Source organism: Floridaenema aerugineum BLCC-F46 (genome assembly GCF_041929345.1).
Taxonomy (GTDB): Bacteria; Cyanobacteriota; Cyanobacteriia; order Cyanobacteriales; family Aerosakkonemataceae; genus Floridanema; species Floridanema aerugineum.
The window spans coordinates 29,224-43,572 of sequence record NZ_JBHFNQ010000227.1; the positions used below are offsets into that span (position 1 = coordinate 29,224).

General features: G+C 39.6%; 13 protein-coding genes. 6 read left to right on the top strand and 7 right to left on the bottom strand.

The annotated features are described in order from the left end of the window. Nucleotides 1-4: 4 nt before the first annotated feature. The 3 genes from ACE1CC_RS31895 to ACE1CC_RS31905 are packed head-to-tail and all read right to left on the bottom strand — an operon-like array spanning nt 5 to nt 3,189. Entirely contained in the window at nt 5-538 is a 534-nt protein-coding gene (locus ACE1CC_RS31895) for a hypothetical protein (protein WP_413274461.1), read from the bottom strand. After that, nucleotides 535-2,088 (bottom strand): hypothetical protein, encoded by a 1,554-nt coding sequence (locus ACE1CC_RS31900; RefSeq protein WP_413274462.1) that lies wholly within the window; start codon nt 2,086-2,088, stop codon nt 535-537. The genes ACE1CC_RS31895 and ACE1CC_RS31900 overlap by 4 nt, the downstream gene beginning before the upstream one ends. 54 nt (nt 2,089-2,142) lie before the next feature. Then, the gene (locus ACE1CC_RS31905) at nt 2,143-3,189 is read right to left on the bottom strand and encodes a restriction endonuclease (RefSeq protein WP_413274463.1); all 1,047 of its coding nucleotides are present in this window, start codon (nt 3,187-3,189) and stop codon (nt 2,143-2,145) included. A gap of 252 nt (nt 3,190-3,441) precedes the next feature. On the opposite strand from ACE1CC_RS31905, the gene ACE1CC_RS31910 reads away from it, so the two are divergent. From ACE1CC_RS31910 to ACE1CC_RS31935, 6 genes are all read left to right on the top strand, one after another. Continuing rightward, the gene (locus ACE1CC_RS31910; protein ID WP_413274464.1) at nt 3,442-3,783 is read left to right on the top strand and encodes a hypothetical protein; all 342 of its coding nucleotides are present in this window, start codon (nt 3,442-3,444) and stop codon (nt 3,781-3,783) included. A 345-nt stretch (nt 3,784-4,128) separates the two neighbouring features. Then, the gene (locus ACE1CC_RS31915) at nt 4,129-5,274 is read left to right on the top strand and encodes a DegT/DnrJ/EryC1/StrS family aminotransferase (protein WP_413274465.1); all 1,146 of its coding nucleotides are present in this window, start codon (nt 4,129-4,131) and stop codon (nt 5,272-5,274) included. Nucleotides 5,275-5,576: 302 nt separating this feature from the next. Next, complete coding sequence (crtB, locus tag ACE1CC_RS31920; protein ID WP_413274466.1) at nt 5,577-6,479, top strand: cyanoexosortase B; 903 nt, start codon at nt 5,577-5,579, stop codon at nt 6,477-6,479. A 91-nt stretch (nt 6,480-6,570) separates the two neighbouring features. Next, the gene (locus ACE1CC_RS31925) at nt 6,571-7,281 is read left to right on the top strand and encodes a cyanoexosortase B system-associated protein (RefSeq protein WP_413274467.1); all 711 of its coding nucleotides are present in this window, start codon (nt 6,571-6,573) and stop codon (nt 7,279-7,281) included. Between the two features lie 12 nt (nt 7,282-7,293). Then, complete coding sequence (locus ACE1CC_RS31930; RefSeq protein ID WP_413274468.1) at nt 7,294-8,568, top strand: polysaccharide biosynthesis/export family protein; 1,275 nt, start codon at nt 7,294-7,296, stop codon at nt 8,566-8,568. Nucleotides 8,569-8,667: 99 nt separating this feature from the next. Beyond that, entirely contained in the window at nt 8,668-10,860 is a 2,193-nt protein-coding gene (locus ACE1CC_RS31935; protein WP_413274469.1) for a GumC family protein, read from the top strand. A gap of 5 nt (nt 10,861-10,865) precedes the next feature. Here ACE1CC_RS31935 and ACE1CC_RS31940 read toward each other — a convergent pair whose 3' ends face one another. The 4 genes from ACE1CC_RS31940 to petE form a co-directional block, all read right to left on the bottom strand. Then, nucleotides 10,866-12,119: an RNA-guided endonuclease InsQ/TnpB family protein gene (locus ACE1CC_RS31940; RefSeq protein WP_413274486.1), complete on the bottom strand. Its 1,254-nt coding sequence runs from the start codon at nt 12,117-12,119 to the stop codon at nt 10,866-10,868. 148 nt (nt 12,120-12,267) lie between these two features. Further along, on the bottom strand, nt 12,268-12,975 hold the full coding sequence (locus tag ACE1CC_RS31945; protein ID WP_413274470.1) for a rhomboid family intramembrane serine protease: 708 nt from the start codon (nt 12,973-12,975) through the stop codon (nt 12,268-12,270). A gap of 211 nt (nt 12,976-13,186) precedes the next feature. Continuing rightward, a complete protein-coding gene (gene petJ / locus ACE1CC_RS31950; protein ID WP_413274471.1) occupies nt 13,187-13,519 on the bottom strand; it encodes a cytochrome c6 PetJ in 333 nt (110 codons plus the stop codon). 164 nt (nt 13,520-13,683) lie between these two features. Beyond that, nucleotides 13,684-14,100, bottom strand: coding sequence for a plastocyanin (gene petE / locus ACE1CC_RS31955; protein WP_413274472.1), 417 nt, complete (start codon nt 14,098-14,100; stop codon nt 13,684-13,686). Nucleotides 14,101-14,349 lie beyond the last annotated feature (249 nt).

Here is a 14,349-nt window from a genome sequence, read left to right on the forward strand (position 1 = left end):
AGTTTTAATTGTTCGGTAATTTCTTAATTACATCCAATATTTCCTGAATTGAAAAATGAATATAGTAAAAAACCGGAGTTCCATTTATGCCTATAGTGCCGTATCGACGGTAATGACGCTTATTCCTTTTATCCCAACTAGAAGGTTTCGCTTTTTCTTTTTCGTCGGCATAGTATGGGCTTAGGTAACGTACCTGAATCGGAGTACACTTTTCATCAAAAGTGATGCCCCATTTAATTTTAGCTTCTAACTTACCATTATCGTTACGCTCTAAGTCGTTGAAAAAATTTTCATAAAAATAGCTTATATCAATTTTTTCAAAATCTTTTTCTGTAATGAGTTTTGGATAAGGTAGCGGCACTAAACTATGAAAGGGTTGCCTTAATATTTCTGAAAAAAATTTATTTGCTTCATCAATTATATAATTCTCAACAGCTTCTTTCTGTTCTTCATCATTAAATGAGATTAAAGGAACATACTTGCTTTCAAAAGCTAACCTTTCAGATGAAATTCCTATAACATTTATTTCGTGAATCATAAATTTTCCTCTAGATATATTTTTTGAATTAGAAAGAAATTAGCCTTAAATACCTTGATTCCTTTAATGTTTAGATTAGGTTGCGTTTCTCCCAAAGTAGGCTGAGGTTCTGCGCCGTAATACCAAGGAATAAAAAATACGTTTTCTACAACGGTATGGGTCTGCTCAAGAGCAAATTCATAGGTAAGCTGCTTAACCGTATCTTCCTTATATTTTTTTACAGATTTGGGTGACAATAAGGAAGGATTTATATAAAAATCAATAGGTACATCTTTATAATCAAATATTTTTATATTCGCTCCATTTTTTGTTTCTAGCTTCAAAACCAAATCAGGACGTGGAAAACGACGCATTGCTCGACTTCTATCTCGCGCTTCAAAGTTATCATATCCTCTGTTTGAGTAGACAAGATCTCCATGTTTAGTATCAAACTCGATACAAAGTAATTCATTCCATCCAAAATAACCTTTTCTCTTAGGATATGGAATATCCGATATTGTGCAATAAATCCATTGATTGCCATAGCCAGTTCCTTGATGCGTTTTGTTGTTGCCAACTCGTTGGCGTTCTTCGCCTTGCCTTTGTAATGAAGGATTGGGAGGATTTTTTAAAGGGATATCTGTATCTGCATAGCAGATTTCATTGCGGAATTCTTTAAAGAAATAAGTATGACACATATCCTCCCAAACCAGGGAAAACCCTTTTATTCCCCAGTAATCGCCATCATTTTTATTTGGATTTATTTCGCCGTATAGGAATATTTCAATAGCTTCATAAAGTTTCCAATAGTCATCATCTTTGTAATATGTATTTTTGTCTATATTATCCAGTGCTTCTTTAAGGATGCTAATAGTTTCGGCAAAAGTGTCTTTGCCAAAAATTGATTGATTGCTGGTCAGGTAGTCATCTTGAAACCGTTGAGCAAAAAAGCGGATATCTTGAATGCGTGCTTTAATTTTATCTGGTACATCATTTTCTAACTGTTGTACAATCTCATCGAGAATATAACAATATAGGTTCACTATGTCAGCACTTCCATAGCGCACTGTTAGGTGAGGCAAATCCATCGCCTCGACATAAATTACATCCTTATCCAAATAAATAGCACGATCTAAGTATTTGTGGATTTGAGAATAATCAATATCTTCACTACGTCTGGCTTTCTTTTGAATCGAGTTGATAGCCAAGTCATCGTAGGCTTCCAATACCCGCTCAATCATTTTAATCTTGCTATAGAGTACACAAACTTCCCCATCTTCCGTTTGCATACTAATTCCACCAGAAGAAATAGTCGTCTGATCTTGATCTATTTGATATTCACGTTTGTTTGTCTCGAGTCGGTTAGTATCTTTATTGTCACGCTCAAATTTGCGGAAAGTGCGATACATTTTGAAAAACAAATCCCGCACTTCGTCAAAGTTACCATCTGGAAAATTCTCAAAGCCGTTTGGCAGACAAAACTCGTAGCCATCTTCTAAAGCAGATTTACGGATTCCAACAAAAGAGTCGTTGGAATTTTTAATTAACTTAAAACTTGAAAAGTCAAACATGGAGCGTTAAAAAACAGAAGGCAATATTTATGATTAATTAGGCTTAATAGAAATTCAAGTATCTAAGTTCATTATTTCTTTGATGAACTCATTATGTAGCTTAGTGAAATCTCCAAATGTTACGAGATTATTCTTTTCCACCTTCAGAAGGTCTACAAGCGGTTTTTTGTCACGGTTAAAAACACTATCCCATAGGAAAAACATCAGTTTATTTTGGATCTGTTCAGCAGTTACATGGTCTTTGATGAAGTATTTGCCAATTTGCTTGTCCTCAATCCCACGAATAAATCCATGATTACTTTTTATAAAGCTATTAAGGTTTTTGATTAGCTTTTCCCACTCATAGTTATCCAAAGTACCTCCTGTACCGTATGTTGCAGCAGGAGGTTTACTATCATCCCAGTTGACAAATTCCCAATCCCAACGTCGCTTGAAGGCACTGTCCATAAAGTAAATGGAATTGTCCGAGGTGTTCATAGTGGCGAGAATAGACAAGTTAGGTGGGATGCGAATAGATCCACCGACAATTGTACTACCAATTAAATTAATCTTTATTTTTGCTTTTGCAAGAATGTCCTGATACTCTTCTATTGATTTAGGAGTTTTACTTCTGCCGTATTTATAAAACCCAACATTTCCTCCTTCTTCAAACCCTATTAGAATTAAAATTCTATCTATTTCAAGTATGGAAAGATTGATTGGATAATCAGACCAACCATCCTGCCTTCGATCTAAAAGTTGAAAAGTTGTTCCAAAAATTGCCGATGAGTTTCCACGGTTAATCTCATCTATAACCAACGCAACATTTTTTGGTTCTTCTCCATCTTTTTGGGAAAGTATGTTTCTGTAAGCTTGTGCCAATGCCTTTAAGAAATGCCCTTCATAAAAGTTATATTCTACGTTGCTAGATTTCGTAATCGGCATCAATTTTCCCATAAAGTCACCATAAGTGTACTCAGGATGGAAAACTGTTCTAATAACATTTTCTGGATATAATGATTCATCTATTCTTAAATCATGAATAATAATTTCATAATTAACCCTGTGGCTTTTTCCGGTTCCTGGGCTACCAAAAAGGATTTTTTGAATGGGGAGTTTCACGCTTATTGACCTACTTAAGATACAAAACTTTAGTGAAGAGATATCAAGCTACAGATGTAAGCAGCGAGCCATACTCTGATTTGTGAGAGCCATAGGAAAAATACCTGGGGTAATATCCCTTCTCTTTGTATAATGAACTACTTGTAGCTCACTGTCAATCTCTTCCCAATGAGTAATGAGAGCTATACTTGTGGGGTTTCCTTCGGATGATGCGTCAAGTGCGATCACCAATCCTGTAGCGTGCGTTAGGCTTTGAGCCAACTAAACACGATCGCACTATCTACAAGCCCATTAGAACTGAGTTGTTATGATTATGTATGTAACCGCAGGGATGACAAAATGACGATCGCAAATCTTCGCAAGCTTGTACAATATGTTACTAATACTAACGGCGAAACAACAAGCGTATTAGTACCTCTAGAAGTTTGGGAAAATCTCCTCCAATCTTGGCAAAATCTAGCGGATCAAGTTGAGCAAATTGATGAAGCAGAACCCCAGGAAAAAATACTCGAAGATTTAAAGGATTCACTTCGTCAAACAAAAGCAGGGCAAACTTTTCCTCTATCTGAATTATGGGATGGGATTGATATTTAAAAAATCTCCTATTTTGATAGCTAACTAATTAAACAACCTCCGAAAATCTACTATACTTTTGCCAAAACAAGGCACAACTGTTCACTGAAATTTCATTGCTGTTTGTCAAAACTAGCAATAAATTAGCAACCTGAACAGTCGAATTTGTATTTAGCCGCAACATTCACAAAGATCGATCGCCAAAAATCACTCTTACTCTAAAAATTTCCAAATATATTAAAAATTAATACATAAATTTATCAACTCTTTACTATTTTAGACTGGGCAAAATCCCCAAGATAGTCGATAACTAAATAAGGTGGCTTTTTTAACACACCTAACTATTGTTAAGCCCTAAAGCAAATTATGATTAACACCGCAGTCAAGGTACCTTTTGTAGACTTAACCCTACAACACGAACCAATTCAAGGTCAAATCGAACAGGCGATCCAAAGTGTACTCCACAAAGGCGACTTCGTTTTAGGAAAAGCCTTAGCCGAATTTGAAACAGCTTTTGCTACAGCTTGCGGTGTACAATACGCAGTTGGAGTAGCTTGTGGAACCGATGCGATCGCACTAGGACTACAAGCCTCTGGCATTAACCCAGGTGATGAAGTAATCTTACCAGCAAACACCTTTATTGCCACCTTAATCGGTGTGCTCCACGCCCAAGCCACCCCAATTTTAGTTGATTGCGACCGCGAAACCGCATTAATCGACCTGAAAGCCGCCGAAAAAGCCATTACACCCAAAACCAAAGCCATTTTACCAGTACATCTCTACGGGCAAATGGTTTCGCCACAACAACTAAAAGATTTCGCCGCTGCCCATAATCTGCTAATTTTTGAAGATGCAGCCCAAGCACATTTAGCTCAAAGAGAAGGTTATATCGCCGGAAGTATTGGTAAAGCAGCCGCTTTTAGCTTTTATCCCAGTAAAAATTTAGGCGGAGTAGGAGATGGCGGAATAGTTGTTACTAATGATGCAGATATAGCACAAAAATTGCGTTCATTACGCAACTACGGCGCACCACAAAAATACATCCACACAGAATATGGTACTAACAGCCGTCTTGATACTTTGCAAGCTGCCGTACTTAACGTGAAATTACCACATTTAAAACAGTGGAACTTACAACGCAACACAGCAGCTAAAGAATACGATTCACTGTTTACTCCATTACAAAATAAAGGTATTATTCCAATTCAAAATCAAAGTCAAACCGGACACATTTACCATCTTTACGTTGTTCGGATTACGGAAAATTGCCCCATTAATCGAGAAACCCTACAAACCAAATTAGCAGAACTGGGCATTCAAACAGGAATCCATTATCCCCTACCTTGCCATCTCCAACCAGCTTACAAATATTTAGGCTATCAAGAAGGAGATTTTCCCGTTGCCGAAACATTAGCAAAACAAATTCTCTCCTTGCCAATGTACCCCGGATTGAGTCAAACTCAAGTTAAGCAAGTTGTAGAAGTAATAGACGAATTATTGGGTGCTATCTAATTACTATAGGACTAAAGCTGCGTGTCACAACACAAACAAGCATTTTCAAGGTATGTTGTTGCGGGGTGTTAGCAAAAAAATAGGGCAGAAAGCGCCACAAACGAACATTAACAAATTTACGAACAAATAAAAACCCAATAAGAATTAAATAATATTTTTACTATCGGGTGGTCAAAAAACAAAAACATTATTTTAATTTTTTTTTTTGTGGGTTTTTTCCTATAAACTATTGCTAACACCGCCCAACAACGTACCTTTACCAATTTTCCGAACAACTAACAACAAATGACTAATGACTAATTATGCAACCAAAGCTCACACTTCGCCATAAAATTGAGAATAATTTAGTAGTAATTGCCATATCAACTGTTTTGGCATTGATGTATGTACCGCTATTGTGGCATTGGTACGAAGGCTGGCTAAAAAAAGATATTGGCATCATTCATGAATATTTTAGTCATGGCTTAATTGGTTTACCTTTTGCTGCTTATATAGCTTGGTTAAATCGCAAAAAATGGCATCGTTTACCAGATAATTTTCATCCTTTAGCAGCCGGATTTATAATTATCGGTGGCATCTTTTATGTGAGTGGTTTAACTGACTTTGTTAACTTATCATTTCCGCTAATTTTAGCTGGGCTCTGTTTGTGGTTAAAAGGTATTCCCGGATTAAAGTTACAAGGATTCCCACTATTGTTTGTATTTTTAGCCACTGCTAACCAAATTCCCTACTTAATAGAACCTTATGCCTTACCATTACAAAGCTTTATCGCTGCGGTGGCTGGGTTTATTTTGACACAATTTGGCATTCCGGTAGTGGTAGAAGAAATTAACTTATATGTAGGTGGGCAAATAGTGGAAGTAGCACCTCACTGTGCTGGATTGAAAATGCTATTTACCAGTTTGTATGTAGGATTAATGTTACTTTATTGGACAGGAGTTTGGCGATCGCGCACTCGCAGCATCATCTTTTTAATTAGCGCCGCCTCAATCAGCGTCATCGCCAACATTATTCGCAATACACTACTAACATATTTTCACGGCACAGGTAACGAACAAGCCTTCAAATGGTTACATGACGGTAGCGGTGGTGATATCTATTCCGCCTGTATGCTAGGTCTATTAGTCTTACTAATCAATAGCATGGAAAAATACTTTCCCATTGACTCCGAGCAAACAGAAATTACTAATAACTCTGATGAGTAGGAAAGAAGGTAATAACTCTCTCACTCAAAACTCACCCAACTCTCCCTAACTCAAAACTCTCTGACTCAAAACTCAAAACTTTCTCTTACCCATGTTGATGAAACTCGCGAAACAAAATATTAAACTAAACCAAATTATTCTGCTCCTATTCTTGATAATTTTACTCTTAGTAGGAGCAGTTCCCGGATACTTGCAAAAACACTGGTCTTGGGAAAAACCATTACCAGTGACAACAATTTCTCAAATGAGGCAAATCCGCCAAAAAGGGTTAGAAATTCCGGGATGGCAAACCAAAATCAGCAAAGAAGTACCAGTCAGTGGGGAAAAATGGTTATACCAAGAAGTGCAAATTGACCCGCAAACTACTGCTATTCTCTTGCTACGTCCGCAAAAAGATGATAAAGATCAACCGCAGGTGCAATGGGTTGATGTTAAAGGATTTCAACGTTGGCAAACCGATCGCGATCGTACAGTAGAGTTTACCATACCCCCAAATGGCGAACATCCACAACCAACCACAGTCAAAGCTAAATACTTTCGTGGTTGGAATCGGCAACAAACTTTTGCTGTATTACAATGGTACGCTTGGTATTCAGGAGGAAGCCCAGACCCAGCCAGTTGGTTTTGGTCAGACCAAATTGCCCAATGGCAAGGAAAGCGCATTCCTTGGGTCGCAGTTAGCATCCAAATCCCCATCGAACCATTGGGTGACATCGAACCAGTATTACCCCAAGCTAAATCTTTGGGTCAAGCCGTGCAAACTGCACTCATGTCCAGTTCATTGCAAAGAAAGAAAAATTAAAATTTCGCAAACATGAAAGGGGTTTTCTTTCGCCAACATTTCAAAGCCCTCTCTATACTGGGAATTCACACCAGCAGCACCTTGTTGCTTACCGCTAGTTCTATTCTGTGGTTGGGGCAAAAAAGCTGGGGAAGAGAAACAGTAATAGGGAACAGGGAACAAATATTTCCTGTAAGCTTATCCCAGGGATTGTTGGTAGGTCAAAATCAAATCCAAAGGGTAGATCCATCGGTTAGTCCCTTGACTCCCCAACCACCAATCACCATACCAGTAGTTCCCTTTGAACTTCAGCAGACACCCCAACCCTTTCGACCTAATCCCCAGTTTAGACCTTATCGTTTAGGCCCAGGAGATGTATTGGCGATCGCAGTACCCCGATTTCCCGAACTCAGCGTCCAAGCAGTAGTAGGGCCAGAAGGAAATATCATCCTACCACTAGCCGGAAATCTCTCAGTCAGAGGACTAACTATAGAAGAAGTCACAGAAAAAATTCGTGCCGCTTACAATCAATTTGTCATCGATCCCGTAGTCACCGTCGGATTAGCAGCACAACGTCCCGTCCAAATCTCCGTAACAGGTGAAGTAGTCCGCCCAGGTCTTTATGGTCTGGTTGGCGGTTTATCCCGCGTTTCCACCGCGTTATTGACAGCAGGAGGTAGCACCACTCAAGCCGACTTACGACAAGTGTTGATTCGCCGTTTTTTGGTAGATGGTTCTTTTATTGAACAAAGAGTAGATTTGTTTACTCCCTTAGTAGCCGGAGAACCGATTCCTGACCTGCGTTTAGAAGATGGCGATTCGGTAATCGTGCCCAGACTGCAAGTAGGAGGCGACCAAAATTACAATCGTCAACTAGTAGCCACTTCCAACTTAGTTCAGCCAACTATTAATATTCGGATTTTAAGTTATCCCAACCAAACAGTAGGCAATCTTGCTGTTGCCAATGGCAGTAGCTTCTTAGATGCCTTCACGGCGGCTGGTGTCTCTCTACAAGGTAGTGACATAGATAGTGTAGCTGTGATTCGGTTCGATCGAGAAAGAGGAAGAGCGATCGTTCGAGAACTCAACGCTAGACGCGCCCTCTTTGGCGACGCTTCTCAAAATATTCCACTCCAAGATAATGATGTCATAGTCGTTGGTCGCAACCTAGTAGGCAGAATTACCTTTGCCCTCAACATCTTTACCCAACCTTTCCGCGATATATTAGGATTTCTCCTCTTCTTCCAAGAATTAACCGATAATGCTACCAATCTGTTCCGCCCCGGAGGTGGCAACAATGGCAACTAAAAGATACGGAATACTATAGATAATATAGAAATAATAGTTAGTAGATTAATAAGTAGAAATAACCAAGAGAAAAAACTTTAAATAAACCACCAATTCATTATGACTTTACCAATTCTTAAACGTTACATCATCGCCTTTAATCAACATAAATGGACTGGATTAGCCGCTGCTGTGTTAGTTACCGGAGCATCCTTTGTCGTCGCTAAACAACCAGTACCCCCAACAGAATACCAAGCTGAAGGCACCTTGGTTGCTAATCCCCCAACCGTAGTTTTTTCTAAAACAGCAACCGACATTCAACAGCCAGTAGCTTCCCCAAAATTGATCAAAAATAACGATGTAATTTCATCAGTGGCACAGCAGGCAAAGGTAGAGGTTAAACAATTAGTCAGAAAAATAGATATCAGCTTACCCAAAGCACCAGGAAGAAATGAACCAGCACCAACGCCAAGAATAACTGTTAGATACACCGATACAGATGAAAAACGAGCCGAAAATGTAGTGAACGCAGTGTTACAAGAAACCAGTAAGTTCAGTCGCAAAATCAATACGGCTCGCTTAATGGCTATTATTAACGAAATTAACAAACGTTTACCAGCTGTAGAAAAGGAACTAAGAGAAGCCGAACGGAATTTGGAGCAATACACTAAACGGGAAGGTTCAGTTTTATTAGCCGCTAAGAATGGTAGTTTAGTGCAATCGATATTGGCTAGCCAAGGACAGCAGTCAGCAATAGTATTTCAATTACAAGGAATTGATACTCAAATAGCAAGTTTACAACAAAGGTTAGGATTAAATCCAGACCAAGCTTACGCCTCTTCTGCTCTCAGTGCTGACCCAATTATTGCTAATTTAAGAGTGCAAATTTACCAAGCAGAATCTCAGTTGGAAATTCTCAAGAAAGATTTGCGACCAAAACATCCCAATATTATTCAGCTTCGGAAACAGATCAATTCTTATGAAGAATTGCTCAGACAGCGTGCTTCAGAAGTGATTGGTGGTAATGGTGTAGCAGCACCACTCAAAAGTGCTAATGAAGTTCGGCAAGATAGTAATCTCGATCCAGCCAGACAAACACTGGCAAATCAACTGGTAGGTTTGCAAACTCAAAAAGAAACCCTACAACAGCAACTAAAGGCTGTAATCGAGCAAGAACAAAAATTAAGACGGGAATACGCTACTATTCCTAACAAGCAGCTAGAGCAAGCAAGGTTACAAGAAAAGTTGCAGCTTAAGCAAAATGTCTACAGTCAGATGCAAGCAAGTTTGGCGGATGCTCAAACAGCAGAAGCGGAGACTGTGAGTAGTTGGATTCCAGAGGGAGAGGCTCAAGTTAATAAATTAGCGAAAGAAACCTCGAATCCGATTATTATTATTGGGGCTGGAGGTTTGGTAGGAATAGTTGTCGGTGGGGCAATTATTTTCTTGTTGGGTTCTCTGGGTGGCATATTCCAAACTATGGAAGATATCCGTGCAGCAATGGCGCAACGGGATATAGCTGTGTTGGGAATTCTGCCTTATGTGGCGATCGCCGATCCAGATTCAGAGTTCGGAGAAACACCGATTATTTTAGCTCCTCATTCGCCTTATCTGGAGCCTTATGAACGGTTACGGACTAATTTGCGTCGTGCTAGTGAAGATCCAGTGAAGGTAATTTTGTTAACTAGTGTTACTAATGAGGAAGGAAAGAGCGTCAGTGCTTATAATTTGGCTATTACTTCTGCCAGAGCAGGTAAGCGGACTTTGATTATCGAGGCGGATCTGCGATCGTCATCCCTCGCCAGAAGTGTCAAAGTCGCCCCCGATCCCGATGCCTCGATCGAACCCCTACGTTACTACAGTAATTGGAGTGATTGTATCCGGTTGGTGCCAGAGGTGGAAAACTTATACTTAGCACCAAGTCCAGGGCCAGTACAACAACCAGCAGCTATCCTAGAATCCAGTGAGTTTCGTCGCTTATTAGAAGATGTGCGCGGTCGTTTTGATCTGGTGTTGGTTGATGCTCCGGCTTTAAGTCTTTGCAATGATGCCTTTGTATTAGAACCCATGACTGATGGCATTATACTAGTGGCTCGACCTGGTTACACCATAGAAAGTATGTTCGCTGAAGCTGCTGAACAATTAAATGAATCGGAAGATCTCACTTTCTTGGGCGGTATTATTAATGGTACTGATATTGCGATCGCCAAAACTCCTCTATTCCCAGAACCAAAATTAATGGCTACAGAACCAGAAAGCGAAACTTTAACAACCCAACAGGAACAGGAAGAAGTCAAAGTACCAACCAATTGACACTCTCACCGTCGTAGGGGTAATTCATGAATTACCCCTACGCTGTTTAGGTGAGATTCTTCTTTCAGTGAGTGACCTTGCTTAAGAACTGTTTCCAGATTCAAGTAGAGGGTCGTCTCTCCAGAAGCGTTAATTTCGGTATGCCCTACCGTATTTGATATATAGCCAAGTAGTTGTAGTGCTTTAACTAAAATGTTAACTGCGGCGTTTTTATCCCTGTCTAACACACAACCACATTTACAAACATGGGTGCGAACTGATAGGGATTTCTTCACTGTCGCACCACATCCAGAGCAGTTTTGACTAGTATAGTGAGGTGGCACTGCAATAGCAACCTTGCCAAACTTGAGAGCAAAATATTCTATCCACTCCCTAAACAATGACCAAGCTGCATCATTAATTGAAGAAGCTAAGTGACGGTTCTTCACCATGTTTTTCACTTTCAAGTCCTCAAACGCCACAATGTCATTAGACATTACTACGCACCTTGCTAACTTCACTGCAAAGTCTTTACGCTGACGTGAAACTTTTAAGTGTTGACGACACAATCGGTTAACAGCTTTTCTCCTATTTTTTGAGCCTTTAACCTTTTTGGATACTCGACGCTGCAATCTTTTTAGCTTTTTCTGAGACTTCCTCAGATACCTTGGATTTTCTACTTTGTTCCCTTCACTATCAACGTAGAAATGATTTAACCCAACATCTAAACCGATCGTTTTTCCTGTAGGCTCTACTGTCTGTTTTACATCCACGCTGATGCAGAACTGGCAGTAATAGCCATCTGCACGTTTTACCAATCTGACTCTTTGTATTTGGTCTATTTGGTAAAAGTGCAGGTCATGAGTTCCTATCAGTTTAAAAGTTCCCATTCCCTTTTTGTCAGTAAAAGCTATGGTTTTTCTATTTTCTGAAAGCTTCCAACCTGATTTCTTGTATTCTACAGAGCGTTGGTTCTTCTTGAAGTTGGGAAAACCTTTCTTACCTTTTAGCTTCTTCTTGCAGTTATCAAAGAATCTAGCAATACCAGACCAACAACGTTCTGCTGATGCTTGCCTTGCCGTCGAGTTGAGTTCATTCGCAAAGGAAAACTCTTTAGCCAATCTAGCGGTGTATTTGTTTAAGTCGTATTTATTCACACCAATGTTATCCATCCAATATCTTAAGCATTTGTTACGGATGAATTGAGAAGTGCGGATAGCATCATCTACCGCTTTGTACTGGTCAACTTTTCCCTTTAGTTTGAACTCGTAGACAATCATGGTTAATCGACCTATCACCATTTTTATTTTAGCATAGTTAGCACAAAACATGGATTCGCGTTCGCTCAATCTGAGTTGTTGGTCGCAATTCATCTCCCGTTAATCCAGCAGGATGTAACGGGAGTCTTCCTGCTCCATTGAGATAAAACTACCCAAAGTTAGATTCATTGCGGGATTGATTCGCAAATAAACCTAAAATTGGTGCTAAAATTGCGCCAAAAACAAAGCCGCCAGCGTGTGCCCAGTAAGCGATTCCCCCGCTTTCCATACCGACATTTGCGGGAGCTTGTAAACTAGCAATGCCGTAAAATGCTTGTTGGACAAACCAAAGACCTAAGAAGAAGAAAGCTGGAACATAAAATAAGAAATATCCAAAAAATGTGAGAATTCTAGCATTGGGATATTTGAGAATGTAGGCTCCTAAAACTCCGGCGATCGCACCGGAAGCACCCAAAGACGGAATCCCCGACTCCCTGGCAAAAAACCACTGCGCCAATCCTGCTAATACCCCACAAGTTAAATAAAAAATCAGAAACTTGACATGACCTAAAGCTTCTTCTACATTGTTACCAAAGATCCAGAGAAACAACATATTCCCAATTAAATGAGCAAAACCAGCATGGAGAAATTGAGAACTAATTAATGTTGTCCATTCTGGCAATGGTTGATTTATGGCCACACCAGCAAAACTAGCACTCAGTTCCCTTGGTACTACTGCTGCTATATGAAAAAAGCTTTGTAGTTGTTGCGGTGGTAAAGTCAATTCATATCCAAAAGCCAGAATATTAGCAATAATCAGTCCATAAGTCACATAAGGAGTGATTACAGTCGGATTCTCATCACGAAGGGGTACCATTGAAAATTTTCCTTTACAAACATTTACCTGAAGGATATCCCACCTTTTGCGGTACTGCCTTCTAACTTCGGGTGAGTAATGGAATGTGACACAAACAATAAAACTAAAAAATAACCCTTAGTAAGGAAAAACCAAACTAAGGAAAAAGGCTACTGCCTCAAGTAAAATTTCTGTAAATTTTCTCACCAAATTACACTACATGACCAACGTTCTACCAACCCTTTTCGGCTTGCTGTAGGACGTATGTAGCTACATCTTCAATTTGGTTATCGGAAAGACGACCACTAAAAGCTGGCATAGCATTTTTGCCTTTCTTTACCTGATTGATAATAGCTTCGAGAGAATTCATCCCATACTTCTCTAAAGCTTCTTTCTTCAGGTTTTTATTAGCGATAATTACATTGTTTCCACCCAAATGACAGGCAGCGCAATTAGCACTAAAGATCTTAGACCCGATAATTGCATCTCCTGCTAGAGCAGGACGACTAAAAGCAAAAGTCAATATTGCTATGGTTAGCAATAAGACTGTGACTATTTTTTTCAATGTGTTTCTCCTTGGCTCATCAACCTACTCAGCAAGCTATCAAATTATTGCCCAAGAACATTTTATGCTTCTGGCAAGTACTTTACTTTTATGAACCATAGAGAATCACATAGTTGCCGCCTTTGCTACTAGCAGGTTAGGTAACTCAACGGGTGAAACTGCTATTATTGGACAACAATTGTGCCAACCATACCTGCACCACGATGGGGTTCACAGTAGTAAGTGTACTCACCAGCGGCAGCATTAGCAGGAAATGTTACCGAAACTTCGTCACCTGGTTTCATTACCAAGCCTTTGTGAGACAGGGTTTTTGCTAAAGCTGCACTCTTAGCAGGGTTTTTAGCTGTATCAAAAACTACGTTGTGGGGAGGAACTTTGTTGTTTACCCACTTCACAGTGTCTCCTGGTTTGATTGTCACTTTAGCGGGTTGAAAAGATAGCATTCCGTTATCTGCGCCCATTTTCACTGTAACGGTATCCGCAGATGCGGGAGAAGCCATCACAACGAAGCTACTGGCGACTAATACCATAGTCAATAATGCTAAACTCATGCGCCGCCAAATTGCAGACATAAATTTCATAATCTTCTCCTGAGACTACCATTGAACTTGGTTTCCTTAAATTAAAATACCAAGCAAGTGGACAATATTGCTGGAATAATCTTAAATTTTGCCAGCGATTTTAACAGATGAGTCTGGAATTCTGGTTAGCCAGACAGAAAAAATCTTTACCAAATGCCGATTAATTTAGGGATTTAACCTGAGCTTTCCCCGGAGGGGGTAAAGCCAAAAGAAAAAGCTAATGAGAAATATTTTCTGTTTCTTTTGACT